The organism is Kitasatospora sp. LaBMicrA B282 (assembly GCF_050325825.1).
GTDB lineage: Bacteria > Actinomycetota > Actinomycetes > Streptomycetales > Streptomycetaceae > Kitasatospora.
Window position 1 is genome coordinate 36,003 of record NZ_JBNQTI010000019.1, and the last position, 18,521, is coordinate 54,523.

Here is an 18,521-nt window from a genome sequence, read left to right on the forward strand (position 1 = left end):
GGTGGGACCTCCAGGCGCCCGCTGCGTTGGGTCCTCCCACGCGTCACCCGATCGGGCGTCAGCAGTATTCGGGACAGGCGAAGATGTCTTGGCAGCCAAGGCCCGTTGGGGTAGGAAAGCGACGGTCGGCGAGTGCCCATGCGATGCAGTGCCCCGCCGTGCTGCGCCTGGTGGAACGTAAGCAGGCGGGGCCATATCTGCTACTGGTCGTCGTCGGGCTCGTCACTGTCGAGGTCTTGCGGGACAGTGCGCCGGTACTGCGGGTGGTCTTGGTCCATTTGGAGCGCCGCATGGAGCGCAATCGGGTAGCGAGTGCGGTGCTTCCACGCGAGTGCCTGGTGGCAGAGCCTGGCCGTCACCATCGTCAGTTCACGCCGGTGGTCCGGGTTGGTGGCGATCGGGAAGATCTCGGTGGCGGTCATGGCGTAGTAGTTGGCCTTGATCTCGTTCTTGCCCTTGTTCCACGGCAGGGCGGTCCAGCGGGTCTTCTTCGATCCTTGTCGGCCGGCGCCGTTGCCGTCGAACTGGTGGGTGGTGTTGACGAGGAGCCAGGCGCCGTTGGTTCCGAGGTCGAGGTCGATCCGGAAGACCTGGGTGGTGCGTTCCTTGGTCTTGATCGTTGTGTCGTCCTGGTCGGTGATCGTGACCTGTACCGGGCGGGGGACTTCGTCGTCGGTGGTGTTCAGGCGGATCACTGCGAGGGGCCGGAAGCGAGGGGCGATGGTGGAACCGGGGAGCCAGGTGGTGTTGGCCTCGGGGGGCTGTCCCTGGGCCCTGTTGTGCAGTCCCTTCCAGAGTCGGCGGCAGGCGACCCCGTCCACCGTGACGGTGTACGGGGTGCCGCCGAGGTAGTCGGAGAGGTCTTCCAGGGCCTGGTCGATGACCTTGGCGGTGCTGGAGTAGCCGGCACTGTTGTCGACGAACTCCGTCATCTTCCCGGCCGGGTAGTCGGAGGCGTGGAAGGCGGCTTCGGCGAGGTGGTAGGGCTTCCAGATCCGGTCGGTGTAGGACCAGCCGTGGAGCGTCCACGCGCCGTCCTGGACGACGGGGGGCTTGAGGACAGTGGCCGAGACGACGATCCTGGCGTCCCGTTCTCCCGGGCGCCGCGACTGCCTGCGGACGTGGACGCCGCAGTGGGCGACGCCGGCGGCGGGGAGTTCTCCGATTGGCTTGGTCAGGACGTCGGAGACGCGACGGTCGATGAAGCCGAGGTTGCGGTAGAGGTCCATGAGGCAGGACAGGCTTTGGTGGTCCATGCCCGTGGACTTGTCGATGCCGGTCTGGGTCGCGCTGTCGATGTACTGCACGACCAGGTCCATCTTGGCGAGGATGCGGTGGGTCTGGTGCTTGGCATCTTCGCTGTCTTTCGGCCGCGGCAGGGAGTTCTTCTTCCCGTCGCCGTACTCGGTCTCCGCCCATACACCGACGATCTCGCCCGACACCGCTTTCAGGGAGAGCAGGTCGGCCGTGTGCGCGGATCGGCCGGTTGCAGGTCCGTGCTGGAGGAACTCGGGGACGTGGTGGAAGACGGCGCTGACCCGCGTGCCGTGCAGCGTCGCGCTCTTGCCTTCGGCGGGATTGAGGTCGGCGGGGTCTTGGCCGTAGGCGAGGGCGAGTGCGTTGATCATCCGCTGGCGGACTTCGTGTGTGGCCCACAGGCACACGATGCGCAGGTGCTCCAGGCCCATGGCGTCCAGGGAGCGGGTGATGTCCAGCGGGTCCATGAGGACGTCGGCCTTCTGGGCCTGCTTGAAGTTGCCGCCCTCGTAGAAGCCGTGGAAGGGCTGCCACTCGTCCCCGAGTGTGGACTGGAGGTGCTCGTGGAGCCCTCGGTAGTAGTCCATGCCCACGCCGGACCCGACGGGGAAGTAGAAGGCCTTGGCCATGATGGGCCGGACAGTTCCCAGTTGCTGCGGGGCCGGAGCCTCCTGGCCGTTCTCCCCGGCTTGCTGGCGGGCCGATCGGTCGGCCTGGATCTGCCGGTCGACCTCGTGGAGGACTGACCGGCCCATGCCGAGCCGGGAGAGGGCTTGCAGGGCGAGTCGGTTGACGTTGCGCAGGCGTCCCCGGCCGTCGAGTTCGACTTCCACGAGCGGTCGGCCCGGGTGGTCCTGCTCGGCCAGGACGGTGCGGGTGAAGTCCATGGAGCGGTTGATCCGCGTGGCCGAGGCGGAGACGAGGATCAGCGGGTCGCGCACGTTGGGTTCGGTCTTCATCTGCAGTCGGATCCGCGGGAGCCGGAAACGGTTCTCGTTCTCGTCGGGCCAGGGGTCGTCCCACGCGACGAGGCCGCCTGCGGTGTCGGGGCGGAGCCGGACCGACCGGCCGTCGATGGACCAGGGCTGAGCGGCGATCCTGCGGGCGAGGTCCCAGGCGACGGTCTGGTAGACCCAGTTGGGGGCGTCGGGCTGCTCGCTGGGTGAGCGGAGCAGGTAGTCGGCGAGCGCGCGCTGCTCTTGGTGGGTGGAGGCGAACTTTTCCGCGATGCCGACTGGCTGGTTCAGGTCGATGTCGTCGATGTCCTCGCCCATGGCCAGTCCATGCAGCAGGGTGAAGACGTCTCGGACCGTGTCGTCGTCGATGGGGTCACGGCTGGCCAGGACTGCCTTCTTGGCGTCCAGCCAGACGTATCCGCCGGTGAGGGCGCGCAGGGCCGTCGTGACGATGGAGTGCGGGGCCTGGACCTCCTCGCGTCCCGCTCGCCGGCGGTAGGCGTTCTCGAAGATCCTCCACATGTTGACGCCGGCTGGGCCGCAGTCGCGGATGTGGACGGAGGCGTCCGCGAGGAGGTCGCGGGTGACCCGGCCGGCGAGGAGGTCGAGTCGCTGGATTTGCTTGGGCGGGCGGGCGGACATGCGGCCGGGTTCTCCTTCGAGGGTCATGCAGCCGGTTCGATGCCGGCGTAGGCGAGGAAGGCGGCGAGGGCTTCGCGGTAGATGTCGTCCATGCGGCGACGTTCGTCCTCGTCCCAGTTGGTGTGCATCCGCGTGAGGATCGTCGCGAGGTCGGCCTGCCAGGAGTCCCGGTGGAAGGCGTAGTCGACGAGGTGCAGGGTCATGTCCGTGCCGCCGCGCCGGGCGCGTCCGGCGAGCTGGATCATGTCGACGACCATGCCCGCGACGATCTCTTCCTGCAGGACCTTGTGTGTCGACCCGAAGCCGGGAGCGGAGCGCATGATCAGGCTCAGCCGCCTCCATGCCTCGGTTCGCGCGGCCGCAAGTGCGGCGACGGGGTCGTCGCTGGGGTCCTTGGGCAGGCTGTTGAGTCCGGCGGCGTTGACCGACGCGTACATCTCCGGCGGGTCGCTCAACAGTGCGAGCGGGCGAGTGCACAGGTAGACGGGGGTGATCGCCGACTTGGTGCCGATGACGATGTTCAGGCCGCGGGCGATGCGGGCCATGGGGACGACGAGGATCTTCCCCTTGGTCGGGAAGGTCTCGAACTCCTCGGGTGTCAGCTCGATGATGCCGGCCGGTAGCGGCGGCAGGTCGCTGCGGCGTTCCTTGTCCGGCGGGACAGCCACGCACAGACCGCCGGTGTAGTTGCCGGAGTTGTAGATGCCGAGTGCGATGTAGCGGCAGTGCAGGTAGGAGTTGACCACGACGGCGGCGTGTGCGCGGTCCTTGTCCTGCTTCTCCAAGCGCTGCAGTTCGGGGTGGATCCGGGTGTCGTACAGGCGCTCGCCGAGCTCCTTGAGGGCGCCGGCCTTGAGATGCTGGGGGAGGCCTGAGATCTGGATGGGATCGTTGAGGGCGTCGGTGATGGTGTGCTTCTTCGCGCGGATGCTGTCGGGTGCGGCGTCGGTCATCCACCACTTCACGGTGCTGTGGATGTGTTCGCGGACGGCTTGCGGGAAGTACGCGGTTGCGGACAGGCCCATGACGGGCCGTTCGGTGCCGGCGAGGGCGAGGGCGACGATGCTGCCGAGTTGGGCGGTGTAGGTGTGCGGGTCTCCGGCGATGCTCTGGGAGGTCAGCTCGCCGGTCTTTGCCGGGTCGTCCAGGCCGGTGACGCGGTAGCCGAAGAGGGCGCGGCCGAGCATGCCGAAGGGGAGGATGTTGGCTCCGATTCCGCGCTCGAGGCGTTCGGCGAGGGCGCGGGCCGAGGCCAGGCCGCTCGCACGGAGTTGGGCTGTCTTTCCCGTGAGGTCGTTGAGGGTGTCGTCCAGCTCCGACAGCCATGTGCGGACGATGAGCAGTTCGACGGCCTCGGCGCGGTCGTGCTCGTCCTTGACGACGTCTTTGAGGAGGTCGTTGAGGCGGTGCTGGGCGTGGGTAAGTAGGTCGGCGCCGCGGTGGCCGAGGAGCTCACCGAGGATGGCACGCGCTTCGACGTAGTGGCCCTCTAGCTCCACTACGGCGAGCGGGTCGGTGAGCGGGTCCTGGCCGGGTTTCGGCGGCCTGAGTGCGTTGAGCTTGTCGAACAGCTCCTGGGGGATCTCGTGTTCGATGGTGATGCCTGCCTCGGGGAACAGCAGGTGGATCAGGCGGCGGTCTCGGCCCCCGGAGATGTGCCAGCCGGTGCTGTTCATGCCTGCGCGGTCGCCGACGGGGCCGCCGTCCCCTTCGTAGTGCCGCAGGTGGAGTTGGCCTTCGCAGACCGCGGCCAGCAGGAACTCGGTGAGGTAGCGGGCGTAGGTGACTGGTGGGACGAGTTCCTTGACCGTGGCCGGCGGTTGCTTGCGAAGTTCGTCGTGGAGCTGTTGGAGCGGGAGCTTCTTGTCGAGGCGGGAGTCCAGGACCAGTTCGCTGGAGCACTTCCCGATGGCCGTGGACTGGAATTGGTCGATCTCGTCGACGAGGGTGGCATGGCAGCGGCGGAAGAGGAACTCAGCCACGGTCAGACCGGCGACGAGCCGGTCGTCGAGGGTGACGCCGATGGGCATCCGACCCATCATGAAGTTGTGGTGGTTGGTCACCACCACCGATGCAGTGCAGGCGTTGTAGTGCTGCTGGTACTTCCCGCAGACGGGCACGAACGGGCAGCGCCGGGTGCCCTTGGACGGCGGGAGCGGGTAGAGACTCATGCAGGATTCCGAGCCCGCCGGGTAGGGGTGCGTGGCCTCGGTGAAACGGCTCAGCGAGCAGCCGTAGGAGAGTTGACCGATCTTCCACAGGACCTTGGCCGACTGTTCGGCGATCGATCCGTCGATGCGGGAGACGATCTTCATGGCCCGATCGTGCAGCCCGTAGGGGGACATCAGCGGGGTGCACGTCTCTTCGCGGCCGAGGTAGGCGAGGTCCTGGCTGATCTCCCACGCTGCCGAGAGCGTGGCCTCGACGGTGGGGAGGACGATCGCGAGGGCCAGCCCGTTGATGGCGAACCATGAAGCCATGACGCGGACGAGGACGCTCTTGCCGGTACCCGTGGGGGCGTTGAAGACCTCGGTGGCGCCGGCGCACAGGCGGATCGCCTCCTTCGGGGAGAGCATGTCCGTGCTGTTGAGCTGGCCGAAGAGCGCTTTGAGGACCTGGTGCAGGTGCCGACCGTCCGGCTTGAGCCGCAGGTCCAGCTGTCGGGCGAGATCCAATAGGCCGCTGGTGGGGATCTCGATGTTCGGAAGGTGGGCGGCGGTGTGCACCTGGGGTGGAGTCTGGCACGGGTCGGCCTCGGTGCCGCCGGCGAGTACGGGGATGGCTGCCCGGCCCTGGATCTCGCCGATGCCGCCAGCGTAGAGCGTGCGGGTGAGCCACTGTCCGGCAGCTGCCGGTTGTGGCGGCTTGGGACGCGGGTGGTCCTTGTGGACCCGTTTCATGGTGCGGTCCACGTAGCCCAGGAAGTCGTCCCCGATCCTCGGTGAGGCGGCCACCGCGGTGTGGGGTTCACCGACGAGGACGAACTGGGGTGCCTGCCCGGCGCCCTGCGCTGCAAGGATCCTGCGCGCGGCTTTCCCGAAGGCAGGTGCACCGGCAAGTTCTCCCGGTGCGTTGACGAGGACGTCGGCGAGGCGCTGCTTGTCCGCGTGAGGAAGGCGGGCCCAGCCGTCCCACTTGTCGTACTGGCCGGACAGCAGGAAGGCGGCGTGTCGGAACGTCGCTGCGGGCTGCCCGTGCTCGTCGAGTGGGCCGGGGAAGTAGTGGGCGGCGAGGGCCAGAGCACAGTAGACCGCTGCGTCGTCCTTGCGGAGCTTGCCTGTCACGCCCATCGGATACCCGCCGTCCTGCAGATCGTTTGGCCAACCTCTCCCGCGGTGGCCACCTTCAGGGAGAACTCCTCGCATACCCCGCGCAACAGTGGAAGCGACGCCTCCCGGTGATCGGGGACGACGATCCACTCCGCTCCTCCGACGTCGCCGCCGTCGGCCTGGATCTTCTTCGCCAGCAGCATCTCCGAGGTGAAGTCCTTGACGTCGAGCTGGAAAGACTGCGTCCGTCCATCAGGGAGCCAGACGTCCACGTGCAGGTCATAGGTGTCCAGGAAGGGCCAAAGCGTGACACTGCCAGGGCAGTTGTCATCGGCACCGAGGGCAGCCCGGCTCATGTGGGACTCCGGGGCGGCAGCGAACCCACGCGCGATGAGCGCGTCGTACAGGGCGATCTCGAGGAGGCCGGGAATCGTCGTATACCGCCAGGGCCCGCGGGCCAGCGCCACGTAGCCGGCGCTCGGCATCGGCTTCGGCACCGGACCGCGCAGGTCAGGAGCCAGGACAGAAGCCGCCCCGGTGAACGCTGGCGGCGGAGAGCCGGGGATCAGGGTCGGCGGCTTACCAGCAGCGGGGATCTTGAATGTGTAGGAGGCACCCATCAGCTCAGCGTGCGGCCGATAGAAACACTGGACCCTCCCGCTGGCCGACTTCCGGGAACGGTGCCGGGTTACCTTCATCGGCCAGCGGCACACGGGGCAAGCGAACCACCATTGCTCATACAGCGCGGCGAAGCTGACAGGCCGGTAGTACTGGCCGACCACACTGGGCAGGTTCAGCCGCCGAACCGCCGCCTCGGTTCCGGCTGGCATCCGGGAAAGGTCCGCCCTGCCCTTCGCGTACGCCTCCTGCGTGCCGCGCTTCCTCAAGCCCGAGTTGACGGTGACCTGGTCCATCTCCTGCTCGATCTCCGCGAGCGAGGTGGACCTGCCGCCCTGGGTGGCCTTCTGTACGGCCCTGGCAACCTCCCGCTGTTCCTGGTCTAGGTCGAACAAGTCCTCTTCGAAGAGCCCGTCGTCATTGATGAGGTGCACACCGGCCATCTCCTCCGGTGACACGCCATCGGGTAAGAGCCCGGCGAGGTCGTCGGCGAGCATCGTCATGAAGGACTCGAACGTGAGGGGATGGCCGGGTCCCCGAGCAGCGAGGACTTCGCCGTGGCTGTCCATGAGAGTGCGCAGCCGCCCCTCGGCCGACTGCTCGGTGTCCGTGAGCGCCTTGGCCGCCACTGTCGCGGCACGCATCACCATCTGCCGGATCACGTCGTGACTCACCGGCTCCGCTGCGGAGGTGAACTTCACGCAAAGCACCATAGACCTGAGGTCCGACAGCGACACGGGAATCACACGATCAGAGCGGATCCGGGGCTCTCAACTGGACATCCGGGTAACGGGTTTGATAATCGGATCGGTGCGCGTTGACGTGCCGCTTCCCGGCCTCGGTGAGCCGCCACCGGTACTCAAGGACGAACGTCCCACGGCCCTTCTCCATCCGGACGGGGTGGCAGTCGATGTATCCCCGGCTCGGCCGGCCGTTGGGGCGGTAGCCAGTGCCCAAGTAGAACCTTGACTTGCCTCCCATCGCGTCCTCGGACAGCCCCTCGGGCCCAGCTTCGGCGACCCGGACGAGATTGCGCCAAAGCCACTCCGACAACAGGTACGCCGGTCGGCGTGGGACGGTGGGGATGCCCAGTGCGGCGCGCGCGCAGGCACGACCGGAGCGTGTCAGTTCCACCAGGACGCGGGAGGCGAGACCGACTTGGGGGACGTCAACGCGGTCCTCGCTGATCTTCAGAAGCCCTCTGCGGGCAAGCGCATGCAGGGTGGCCCCTGCCCCCGCATCGAGATGCCCGTCCGCGCGAAGCCGATCCTGGATCGCGGTGTACTCGGCGAACGGCAGCTCGGACCGTATCGAGAAGGGCAACCTTCGCCACTCCGCCGCCGCACCAGGGTCTCGAAACGCCGCTCGGGCCGACTTCGCCCGGCGTTCCGCCTCCTGATCCTCGTGGAAGCACGCGAGCAAGTAAGCCTTCTGACGACTATTCAGACTCTCCCACATAGTGTCGGTCCTTCGGCCGCAGGGCGATACACAGGGGCGGAGCGATCATCCACGTGATCGCCTCGAATCCCGGCGTCGCCGGGGGGCGTGGTGCCCCTACGGTCCCAGAGCATCGCTGAGAAGTGGCTGCCCCTCGCCGATGCTGCCTGCGAGCTCCCAGCACATCGCACAACGGGTAGAGCCTGAACTGTCACGATCACCCCAGTCTTCGCGTAACAGGCACCAGCCTCCGCCCTGCGCCTGGCATAGGACCGGAATCCCTCGTCGCCAGCAAGTGCGGTCCAGTGGATTACTCATGCTCGAATAAGCAGGAGGACAAGCCCAGCAATCACCACAGGTTGCTGGGCCGCCTCTAAGCGTTCGTCAGTCAACCAGGTAGTGGGCTTCGATGTAGGCGACAGTGGAGTCATACGGCTCCCCCACCGGCTTCAACATGTACCGGCGGAAGACCGCTGCGGTGGCCCGGCGGGCACCTTGGTTGCGAGCGTCGGCGTTGTCCCACGACCGGGCGAGGGTGCGGGTGACCACCTGGTCGATCTCCTCGGCCAGGTTCCTCTCGGTGACTGTGAGGCCGGCCGGTGCGTGGTCGTGGATGATCCGCGACAGGACACCAACGTGGTCGTCGTCCAGCACGACGACGGCGGTGTTGGGGTGCTTCTCGGCATCCACGACGGCGCGGGCGATCCGGAGTGCTTCGGACAGGAACTCCAGGGCGTCCTGAGCGTTCTGGATGATCCGGTCGCGCAGCAGCCTTATCCGCTCCGCGAGGGCGGTGTACTTCGCGGACCCCGGTTCGACTCCCTTGTCGAGGGCGGCCTTGATGTGGTCCAGGATCTCCGCCGCGGACGGCGGCTTCTTGTCCTCCCCGTCGCCTTTGTCGGTTTTGGGGCGGACAAGGGCCAGCAGTTCCTTGAGGATGACAATGCCCTGGGCGTCCAGAACGAGGGCTTCCTCCTGGGAGGCGGCCACGCGGAAGGAGTGGACGTGGGCGTTGATGATGTCCAGGACCATCGGCCCGAGCTCGCCCAGCCGTTCCTTCCTCTCCTCGTCGGAGGACTTCTTGAACAGGGTCGTGTACACGGATCCGAACAGCCCGAAGCCGTCCTGGTACTTGGCGACCCGCTTGTCGGTGTTGATGAGCGGGTAGAGGCGGGCCAGGAGCCGGTAGTCCTTCGTGAACACCTCGGCCGCGCCAGGGTTGGCGTCCAGGAAGACGTTGATAGCCCGTACGGACTCGTAACCGTGGACTGTGAGGTCGAGGCCGTCCACGTCCGCGAGGAGGTCTTCGATGCGGGCGAAGGTGGTGCGGAACTCGGCGACCAGCGCGGACAAGTCAGTGACGAACCCGCCGCCCTTGCTGGCTCCCTTCGAGGCGGGGTCGACGACGGCCCGCTGGACCTCTTCGGCCAGGCCGATGTAGTCCACGACCACGCCGCGGGTCTTCACGAACCCCGTCGGGGACACCCAGGTGCGGTTCGGGCGGGTGATGGTCTGGAACAGGCTGTGGGCCTTCAAGGGCTTGTCCAGGTAGAGGACGCCCTCGTTCGGGGCGTCGAACCCCGTCATCAGCTTTGCGGTCACCACCAGGAAGCACAGCGGGTCGTCCGGGGAAAGGAACCGCCGCTTCTGCTCCTCCTCCTCGGCCTCCGAGAGCTGGAACGGCTTCATGGCCGCGACTTCGTCCTTGGCATCCGAGACGGAGATGTTCACCTCGGCGGTGATCCGGGCGTGCTTCCCGACTTTGGCGAGCACCTGTGACGCCTCGAAGCCGGCCAGCAGCTCGTTGATCTTCTCCATGTATGCCACGGCCATCTCGCGGTTGAAGGCGACGACCTGGGCCTTGAGGCCGTTGCGGTAGGCGCTGGCCAGGTAGTGGTCCACGATGTCCTGGCAGACAGCGTGGATGCGGTCGGGGTTGGCGAAAACCGACGTGAGGCGCCCGAACTTGCGGGACAGCGTCTCACGGTCGGGGTCATCGAGATCGAAGTCGTCGGCGAACTGATCGAACTCGGCCTGCAGCTCCTGGTCGTTCATCTCGAAGACGACCGGGCGCGGGTCCAGCACGACCGGCACGGTCGCCTCGTCCAGCAGAGACCGTGACACCGAGTAGCGGTGCAGCACCCTGCCCGGGTCAGCCTCCTCACCAAAGAGGGCGAAAGTGTCAGTGGCGAGGTTCCGTACGGGGGTGCCGGTCATGCCGAAGAACTTCGCGTTCGGCAGCGCTGCGCGCATCTGCCCGGCCAGGGACTTCTCCTTGTCGGACTGGGTGCGGTGTGCCTCGTCGACCAGCACGATGATGTTGGCCCTGGTCGACAGGTTCTCGCCGGCGTCGGCGAACTTGTGGACGGTCGTGGAGATGACACCGCGCACGTCGTCGGCCAGCAGGGAACGAAGCTTCTGGCTGGTCTTGGGCCGGTGGAAGTAGGCATCCCCCATGGCGGAGGTGAACACCCCGGCAGTGTGCCGGACGAGGTGGGTTCGGTCCGAGAGCAGGATGATCGTGGGTGAATCGGTGCGGGTGTCAGCCAGCAGCAGCGAGGCGGCGAAGACCATCAGCAGCGTCTTCCCCGACCCCTGATGGTGCCAGACCAGGCCCTTCGACCCGCCCTCCAGGACCCGTTCGTGGATCAGGTGGGCGGCCTCCATCTGCGGATAGCGGGGCAGGTACTTGATGTCAGCCCCGCCCCCGGCAGTGTCGAAGAGGACGAAGTTGGCGAGCATGTCCAGGATCGTGGCCGGGTTCATCAGCAGCTCGACGGAGCGCTTCACGTCGGCCTGCCCGGACAGGTTCTCGTCGTCGGCGGTGGACCGAAACGGCTGCCACAGGTTCGTGGGCGCGCCGGCGGCACCGAACCGCAGCTTCAGTCCGTCGGAGGCGACGGCGAACACGTTGGGCGTAAAGAACCAGGGGTACTCGGTGGCGTAGACGTTGTTGATCTCGTTGGCGGCGTCGACCCATCCGGACTTTGCGGTCGGGGACTTCACCTCGACCACGACCAGGGGCAGGCCGTTGACCCAGTACACGAGGTCGAAGCGACGAGAGGTCTTGCCGGGGACGGTGATGGTCACCTCGTCGGACACGACCAGCGTATTGGCGGTCGGGTGCTCGAAGTCGATTACCTTCAGGGCGTGCCACACGCCGTCGGCGTCCCGGAACTCCTTGTGTCCGCGCAGCAGGCGCAGTACCTGCTCGTTGGCCCGAACCAGTCCGCCTTCGACAGCGTTGACCGTCGCGACGATTTCCTCGACCACGGCTTCCACGTCGAACCCCCCGATCACCACGGGGTTCAACCTGACGATGGCATCTCGCAGCTGAGAGGCAATCACTGTCTGCGTCGTCTCACGCGGCAACGCCCGCCCGGCGGTGAAGCCCCAGCCCATAGGGAGGGACCACCGAATCATCAAGTTCTGGAACTCGCGCTCCCGAATGCCCTTCGCCACAGCTCAGACCCCCCAGTTCGGCAGACTCAATCTAGATGGTGCGGTCCAGCAGCTCCGCCAGTAGCCCCGCCCGGACCTTACGAAGACGGTCCTCTTCAGCACGAGTGGCCGTGATCATCCCGACCACTGCCTCGCACCGGCGGACATACTCACCCTGCTCAGGAAGCGACGGAATGGGCACGCGAACAGCGCCGAAACCCCGCTTGTTGATCTTGACCATCGACTTGCTCGTTCCACCGGCTACCCCTGAGATACGGGTCCGCAATTCGAGCGATGACAAGGCATGCTCAAGGAAGTCCGCAGAGACGCGAGATTCGTCCACGCGGAGGCGCCAGATCAGATCAGGCATGAATGTCCCGTCGGGCACGTCCTTCGCTACTGCGACGAAGCCGACGCGCTCTGGCGTGTTCGCTCGGGTGATAAGCAAATCTCCGTTTCTCACCACGTGACTGGGTGAGAACGCGTCGGTCTCCGTCAGCGCCTTGGCCTCCGAGGGCTTGAACCAACCACGCTGCACTGCGCTGAGCTTGAGGATTCGGAACTCTTCCTCAGCAGAGGCTTCGCCCCCGGCCTGGACGCTCTTACCGCTGTCGATCCCCAGCAGTACGTCACCGATGGGCTGATGATCCGTCTCCGGCAGGTCTGAGCGCAGGGACTGCAGGATCCTCTCCAGCGCCTCGGATTCGGTGTTGAGTGCGGCGATCTGGTCGTCAACTGAGTCGAGTACCTGGACGATCCTCGCTTGGACCTCGCGGGGCGGGATCGGGAGTTCGATCTGCAACAGTTGCTCGGGATTAAGGCGCTTGCGCCGTTGAACTGTCCCGCTCACCCGATTCTTCATTTCTGTCCACAGTCGCGGTGAGCGGCAGATGTGCCTAACCCAGTCGGGTACCAGTTCCGGGCCAAGCGTGAATGTAGGGAACTCGTTGCTGACGACGAATCCGTCGAACTCGGCAGGTACTACGGTGATCGGGCCTTCCCATGCGGTCAGCTTTCGCATCACGACCTGGTCGACGCGCAGCACGTTCATTGCCGCATACTCTGTGTCTCCGCCGTCGAGTTCGCCTTTAGCGACAAGCCCCTGTCCTGCGTTCAGGACCCCAGCCAGACGGTAGGTGGTTGCAGGAATCATCGGCGTGCGCTGGATGTCGAGGCGCATCAGCGACCCGAGAGGACGAAGCGGATAACCGTCACTCATCGAAACCCTCGATCCCGGCGTCGGCGAGCACGGCGAGCATGCGAGCCTCGGTCTTCTGTCGTTCGGCGCGGGCGACGTTGTAGGCATCGATGAGGGTGCCGAGGTCTTCCTGTTCGGCGGCGGACTGCTTAATGTAACGACCAATATTGAGGTCGTACCCGTTCGCCACGATCTCTGTGATGGACACGAGCCGTGCTGGCAGAGCAACTTCTAGCTTGAGGTCCACCGGGTTGCCATCGGCATCGAAGTCCGCCTGGTAGGCGCGCACCATGTCGGCGATGTCGACCTTGGTGAGGACATTGCGGTTCTTGGCCTTGGTGAATCGCTTGGAGGCGTCGATGAACAGCACGCCGCCCTTGCGCTCCGGGGGCTTAGTACCGGACGCGCGAAATACCAGGATCGCCGTGGGGATGGCCGTCGAGTAGAAGAGATTCGCCGGCAGCCCGATCACGGCTTCCAGGAGGTCGTCGTCCAGGACTCGCTGACGGATAGCCGCTTCCTGGCCGCCGCGGAAGAGGACACCATGAGGCAGAACAACGCCGGCGCGGCCCTTCAACGGGTCCATGCTGGCGATCATGTGCTGTACGAACGCCCAGTCCGCGGACGACTGGGGTGCCACCCCGCCGATGGCACGCGGGTCCTTGGTCCAGGGCTTCCATTTCAGGCTGTAAGGCGGGTTGGCGACGATCACGTCGAACTGCGCGACGGATCCGTCCGACTTCTTCTTGAAGCGTGGGTCCTTCAGGGTGTCGCCAACCTCGATCTTGAACTTGGTGAGGTTGTGCATGAAGAGGTTCATGCGTGCTACGCCCGCAGTGTCCGCTACGGCCTCCTGCCCGTGCAGCTTGAGCGTGTAGCCACGCTTATTGTGTGCCTTCAGGAGGTTCGCGGAGGCGATGAGCATGCCGCCCGACCCACACGTCGGGTCGTACACCGATTCGCGGTTTTGGGGGTCCAGGACCTCGACAAGCAGCTCGACGACCTCGCGCGGGGTGAAGAACTGGCCGGCGCGGGTGCCGGACCCGTCGGAGAAGCGCTTCAGCAGGTACTCGTACGCCCCACCAAGCACGTCGTAGGACATGTTGCCCTCGTGCATCTTCGGGACTCGGTCCATCGCCTGCATGACCGCTGCCAGGACCTCCCCCGGCAGCACCTCTTCGGACGTCCAGGTCATGGCCCCGAAGATGCGGGAGAACTTGTCAGGGTTGGCCGTTTCGATGGCCTGCAGGGAGGCGCGGACGCGCTGGCCGAGGCCGGGCCGGGCGACGGTGGCGAGGATGGACGTCCAAGAGGAACGACGCTCCTGGACGGTGCCGGGGTGGATGAATGGGATATCGAACGACTGGTAGTCGCGGTACTCGATCTCGCGGGCTTCTTCGGCGGAGTACTCCAGGCCCTGGTTCTCGGCCTGGAACTCCTGGCGGCGGTGCTCCCAGGTGTCCGACAGGTACTTCCAGAACATCAGCGGGAAGACGACCGAGGAGTACTGCGATTCGGGCATCGCCACACGCAGCTCGTCGGCGGCGTCCCACAGCCGGTTCTCGATCTCCTGCTGGGTCACTGCCATCAGTCGGGGGTGTCCTTGCTCGTCAAAGGGCGGCGACCCGAAGGCCGTGGTGCTCCTGCTGATCACCCAGCCTCAGGCACGGACAGGGCACACCGAGCGTTCCTGATGGCTTAACCAACACGGAGCGTGGTGTTCCCTGTGCAGGGCGACCAACCAACGATATCCCCCTCCCAGGACAACGCAGCCAGCTCAGGTCGAGCTACTCCGGCGGCTTCCGGCTGGCCTTGAGGTAGAAGGTCGCCTCGCCGGCGAGTTCGGCTGAACTGACGAGCGCGGACAGCACTTGCTGGGTGGTGCCCTCGTCGAGCAGGGTGGTGTGCTGCTCGCCGTCGACACGCTCGGCGATCAGCCGAAGGCCGTTCTGAGTAGCGACTCGGCGGGCAGCCGAGTTACTGGCGGCGAAGCCCAGGACCTGGGTCAGCAGAGTGATCAGCGAGGTCTCGGCGCGCTCCTGGAACGAGACCGCCGGGAGGTACTGCGCCTCACCGGTACCGTGTCCGCACGCTTCACCCGCGGGGTACCTCTGGGGCAATGTGCTCGACGTGCGCCGCCCACTTGGCAGGTGTGGTCAGCTATGCCCACTGCCGCCTTCCCAGGATGTGATTGCTGATGAGCACTCAGGCCGATGGGCTCGAGCCGTGGAAGATCTACGGCGACCGCGTGGTCTATGACAACCCATGGGTACAGCTGGCGCTCGTGGACGTCGAGCCGCCTGGCGTGGCGCGCTTCGAGCATCACGTCGTGCGGTTGAAGCGCGTGGCCATCGCCGCGGTGCTGGATGCCGATGACCGCGTGTTGATGCTCTGGCGGTACCGCTTCGTGCCGCAGTCCTGGGGCTGGGAGCTTCCCGGTGGCATCGTCGATCCCGGAGAGGACGGTCTGGGGGCTGCTCTGCGCGAGGTCGAGGAGGAGACCGGCTGGCGACCGGATCACCTCGGCCACGTGGTTACCTTCCAGCCGATGGTCGGCATGGTGGACTCGCCGCACGAGGTATTCGTCGGTCAGGGGGCGACCCTCGTCGGCGCGCCCGAGGACGGTGAGGAGGCCGGCCACGTCGCGTGGGTGCCGATGTTCGAGATCCCGATGCTCATGGCGGAGGGGAAGCTCATGGGTTCGGGAACCTTGGTGGCGCTCCTGCATGTCTTGGCTTCCCGAAGGCAGTGATAGCCGGGGAGATCGCCGCCCCACCGCGATGCTTCGAACTTACCGACCAGTGGTCGATTCGGGCGCGTTGGCGGGCTGACCCGTGCGGTTGGTGAGGAGCCGCGCCGTAGAAGTCCTCGGCCGACACATGCCATGGTGGCTGTCCCGTCCCGGAGCTCAGCCGCGTGGCCGTGCCGCAACGAGGATATGGGTGCCGCCATCGCGGGCACCGTGGCTGGCACAAGCAGCGGTCTCGTAGGCGAGGAATCGATCCCAGAGCTGCGGAGATCGTTCGATCTCGGCCAGGAGGGTTGGGTCTTCGAGGCTCGCCCAGTTGCTGGCTGATCCTGCCAGGATCTCGCCGCCGCACTCGGTGACGAGGGTAGTGAGCTGTTCCCAGGTGAACATGCGGCAGACGTGGGTCGCGTCGGGCACGTGGCGAAGGTCGCCGGTGCGGATCACGGCATCGGCGACGTCGATGCCATGGCGGATCGCGACCTGGGTGGCACCGGCGAGGCGGGCCCGCCAGCTCCCCCACAAGGACATCACCGAGGCGACCACGATGCCGCCGGGCTTCAGGATCCGGAAGAGACCGGTGAGTGCTTGGTGCTCCTGGTCGAAGGCGTAGGAGAGGGGGCCGCCGTAGGCGAGGACGAGGTCGAACGCAGCGTCGGGGAAGTGGGTGGTGTCGCGGATGTCCAGTGTGTGGCGGGCCTCGACTGCCTGCTCGGCTCCTGCCGCGGAGACGTTGGCTTCGTTGAGGCGGAGCTGGACGGGTGAGATGTCGGTGACCACCACGCGGGCGCCGTGTTCGGCGAGCACGGTGGTGAACCGGCCGGGGCCGGCTCCGATCTCGAGCACGCGCTGCCCTTCATGCAGATAGGGCTCCAGGAAGCGTCGGTGGATCTCGAAGGAGACTCTGCCGGCGACGTCCTTGGTGAGCCGGTCCTCTTCGCCCTCGGCGAGGGCGTCGTAGAAGCGGCGGATGGCCTCGACGGACCGATCGCTGCTGGGCAGGTCCGCTGTGTTGCTGGCCATCTGTCTCCGTTCGGGCTGTCACCTGTCGAGGTGCGACCCTGACGGCCTCTCACCTGGGCTTCTCAAAATGGGGTGATTCGGGCAGGGGTCCGCCACTAGGATCCGGTCCCCGTCGTGATGTCGGCGCGAGCGCCGCCGTGACACACCGCAGCTTCACCGAGAGGACGGTCTCCGGTCCCATGCGTTGGTCCCAGCTGTACGTGCCCACTCTCCGCGAGGACCCGGCGGACGCGGATGCGGTGAGCCACCGCCTGCTGGTGAGAGGAGGGTTCGTCCGGCAGCTGATGGCCGGACACTACTCCCTGCTGCCACTGGCCGTACGCGTCCGCTCCAAGATCGTGGACATCATCCGTGAGGAGATGACCGCGATCGGCGCCCAGGAGTTCGTCCTTCCGGCCATGCACCCGGCTGAGATCTGGCAGCGGACCGGCCGCTGGGATGTGATGGGCGAGGAGATGTTCCGGCTCAAGGACCGTAAGGGCGCGGACATGGCCCTCGGCATGACGCACGAGGAGATCTTCACCGTCCTGTCCCAGGAGCTGCGGTCGTACCGGGACCTGCCGCAGATCTGGTACCAGTTCCAGACCAAGTTCCGCGACGAGGCCCGCCCGAAGAGCGGCCTGCTGCGGGTGCGCGAGTTCACGATGAAGGACTCGTACAGCTTCGACCTCGTGCAGGAGGGCTTGGACCTCTCCTTCGACCTGCACAAGGCCGCCTACGAGCGGATCTTCGAGCGCCTTGGCCTTCCGGCGATCCCGGTGCAGGCGTCCAGCGGCAGCATGGGCGGCAGCGCGTCAGTGGAGTTCATGTGTCCCTCCGAGGCCGGTGAGGAGCTGGTGGTCCGCTGCCGTGGCTGCGGCTACGCCGCCAACACCGAGAAGGCCACCTCCGCCTTGGCCGCCGTGGTGGATGGCCCTGGTCTGGACGTGCCCGAGCGGTTCGACACCCCCGAGACCCGGACCATCGAGGAACTGGCCCGCCTGCACGGCATCCCGGCCGAACGGCAGATCAAGACGCTGGTGTACGTGGTCGACGACCAGCTGACCCTGGTCCTGCTGCGTGGTGACCACAGCCTGGTCGAGCAGAAGCTCATCGACACCCTGGCTGCCGCCGCCGTACGGCCGGCGACCGAGGGGGAGATCCAGGCGGCGCTCGGCGCCTCGCCCGGCAGCCTCGGGGCGGTCGGTGTCACTGGCCTGCCGATCCTCGCGGACGAGGCCCTGCGCGGGCGCACCGACATGACCACCGGCGCCAACATCGACGGCGTCCACCTGCGGGGCCTCTCGGTGGAGCGGGACATCGCAGTGCAGCAGTGGGCAGACCTGCGCGAGGTCGTCTCCGGCGAGCCCTGCCCCAACTGCGGCGAACCCCTCGACGTGGTGGTCACCATCGAGGTTGGCCACATTTTCAAGCTCGGCCGCAAGTACACCGAACTGCTGGGTGTCACCGTGCTCGGCCCAGACGGCGACCGGGTTGTCCCGACCATGGGCAGCTACGGCATCGGCGTCGAGCGGGCGATGGCGTCGATCGTGGAGACGCACCACGACGAGAAGGGCATCGTCTGGCCGGTTTCAGTGGCCCCGTTCAAGGTCGCGGTCGTGGTCCTGGGGGTCAGCGACGTGACGGTGGCCGAGGCCGCCGAGGACCTGTACCGGCAGCTGCGGGCCGAACGGGTGGACGTGCTGCTGGACGACCGCAACGAGCGGCCCGGGGTGAAGTTCAGTGACGTCGAGCTGGTCGGCATCCCGTACCGGATCACGGTCGGTGCCCGCGGCCTCGCCGAGGGGACCGTCGAGGTCACCACCCGGGTCACCGGCGAGACGCAACTGGTGCCGGTAGCCCAGGCGGTGGAGCACGTCCGCAAGCTGCTGACCGCCGCCTAAAGCTCGACTCGACAGCGTGTGGGGTGGTGAGGCCTGACTGGCCTCACCACC

General features: G+C 66.6%; 11 protein-coding genes. 2 read left to right on the forward strand and 9 right to left on the reverse strand.

Annotated features, from left to right (window positions below; genetic code table 11):
• Positions 1-200: 200 nt before the first annotated feature.
• From ACQRUO_RS08680 to ACQRUO_RS08715, 8 genes are all read right to left on the reverse strand, one after another.
• Positions 201-2,855, reverse strand: coding sequence for an RNaseH domain-containing protein (locus ACQRUO_RS08680; protein WP_428315163.1), 2,655 nt, complete (start codon positions 2,853-2,855; stop codon positions 201-203).
• A 23-nt stretch (positions 2,856-2,878) separates the two neighbouring features.
• Positions 2,879-6,220: a hypothetical protein gene (locus ACQRUO_RS08685; RefSeq protein WP_428315164.1), complete on the reverse strand. Its 3,342-nt coding sequence runs from the start codon at positions 6,218-6,220 to the stop codon at positions 2,879-2,881.
• Positions 6,136-7,443, reverse strand: a complete 1,308-nt coding sequence (locus tag ACQRUO_RS08690; protein ID WP_428315165.1) for a hypothetical protein — start codon at positions 7,441-7,443, stop codon at positions 6,136-6,138. The genes ACQRUO_RS08685 and ACQRUO_RS08690 overlap by 85 nt, the downstream gene beginning before the upstream one ends.
• A gap of 49 nt (positions 7,444-7,492) precedes the next feature.
• Complete coding sequence (locus ACQRUO_RS08695; protein WP_428315166.1) at positions 7,493-8,200, reverse strand: hypothetical protein; 708 nt, start codon at positions 8,198-8,200, stop codon at positions 7,493-7,495.
• A gap of 363 nt (positions 8,201-8,563) precedes the next feature.
• The gene (locus tag ACQRUO_RS08700) at positions 8,564-11,641 is read right to left on the reverse strand and encodes a type I restriction endonuclease subunit R (protein ID WP_428315167.1); all 3,078 of its coding nucleotides are present in this window, start codon (positions 11,639-11,641) and stop codon (positions 8,564-8,566) included.
• A 31-nt stretch (positions 11,642-11,672) separates the two neighbouring features.
• Positions 11,673-12,800 (reverse strand): restriction endonuclease subunit S, encoded by a 1,128-nt coding sequence (locus ACQRUO_RS08705; RefSeq protein ID WP_428315168.1) that lies wholly within the window; start codon positions 12,798-12,800, stop codon positions 11,673-11,675.
• Positions 12,801-12,831: 31 nt separating this feature from the next.
• A complete protein-coding gene (locus ACQRUO_RS08710; RefSeq protein WP_428315169.1) occupies positions 12,832-14,406 on the reverse strand; it encodes an N-6 DNA methylase in 1,575 nt (524 codons plus the stop codon).
• A 199-nt stretch (positions 14,407-14,605) separates the two neighbouring features.
• The gene (locus ACQRUO_RS08715) at positions 14,606-14,938 is read right to left on the reverse strand and encodes a hypothetical protein (protein ID WP_428315170.1); all 333 of its coding nucleotides are present in this window, start codon (positions 14,936-14,938) and stop codon (positions 14,606-14,608) included.
• Positions 14,939-15,015: 77 nt separating this feature from the next.
• Between ACQRUO_RS08715 and ACQRUO_RS08720 the strand changes: the two genes are divergently transcribed.
• Positions 15,016-15,570: an NUDIX hydrolase gene (locus ACQRUO_RS08720; RefSeq protein ID WP_428315171.1), complete on the forward strand. Its 555-nt coding sequence runs from the start codon at positions 15,016-15,018 to the stop codon at positions 15,568-15,570.
• Positions 15,571-15,726: 156 nt separating this feature from the next.
• Here ACQRUO_RS08720 and ACQRUO_RS08725 read toward each other — a convergent pair whose 3' ends face one another.
• Positions 15,727-16,587, reverse strand: coding sequence for a class I SAM-dependent methyltransferase (locus ACQRUO_RS08725; protein WP_428315172.1), 861 nt, complete (start codon positions 16,585-16,587; stop codon positions 15,727-15,729).
• A gap of 179 nt (positions 16,588-16,766) precedes the next feature.
• Between ACQRUO_RS08725 and ACQRUO_RS08730 the strand changes: the two genes are divergently transcribed.
• A complete protein-coding gene (locus ACQRUO_RS08730; RefSeq protein ID WP_428315173.1) occupies positions 16,767-18,470 on the forward strand; it encodes a proline--tRNA ligase in 1,704 nt (567 codons plus the stop codon).
• The last annotated feature ends 51 nt before the right edge of the window (positions 18,471-18,521 follow it).

Excerpts from the sequence above, each read along its gene's own strand:
- ACQRUO_RS08680 (WP_428315163.1), bottom strand. The coding sequence starts at position 2,855 with ATGTCCGCCCGCCCGCCCAAGCAAATCCAGCGACTCGACCTCCTCGCC.
- ACQRUO_RS08685 (WP_428315164.1), bottom strand. The coding sequence starts at position 6,220 with ATGCGAGGAGTTCTCCCTGAAGGTGGCCACCGCGGGAGAGGTTGGCCA.
- ACQRUO_RS08695 (WP_428315166.1), bottom strand. The coding sequence starts at position 8,200 with ATGTGGGAGAGTCTGAATAGTCGTCAGAAGGCTTACTTGCTCGCGTGC.
- ACQRUO_RS08705 (WP_428315168.1), bottom strand. The coding sequence starts at position 12,800 with ATGCGCCTCGACATCCAGCGCACGCCGATGATTCCTGCAACCACCTAC.
- ACQRUO_RS08710 (WP_428315169.1), bottom strand. The coding sequence starts at position 14,406 with ATGGCAGTGACCCAGCAGGAGATCGAGAACCGGCTGTGGGACGCCGCC.
- ACQRUO_RS08720 (WP_428315171.1), top strand. The coding sequence starts at position 15,016 with ATGAGCACTCAGGCCGATGGGCTCGAGCCGTGGAAGATCTACGGCGAC.
- ACQRUO_RS08725 (WP_428315172.1), bottom strand. The coding sequence starts at position 16,587 with ATGGCCAGCAACACAGCGGACCTGCCCAGCAGCGATCGGTCCGTCGAG.
- ACQRUO_RS08730 (WP_428315173.1), top strand. The coding sequence starts at position 16,767 with ATGCGTTGGTCCCAGCTGTACGTGCCCACTCTCCGCGAGGACCCGGCG.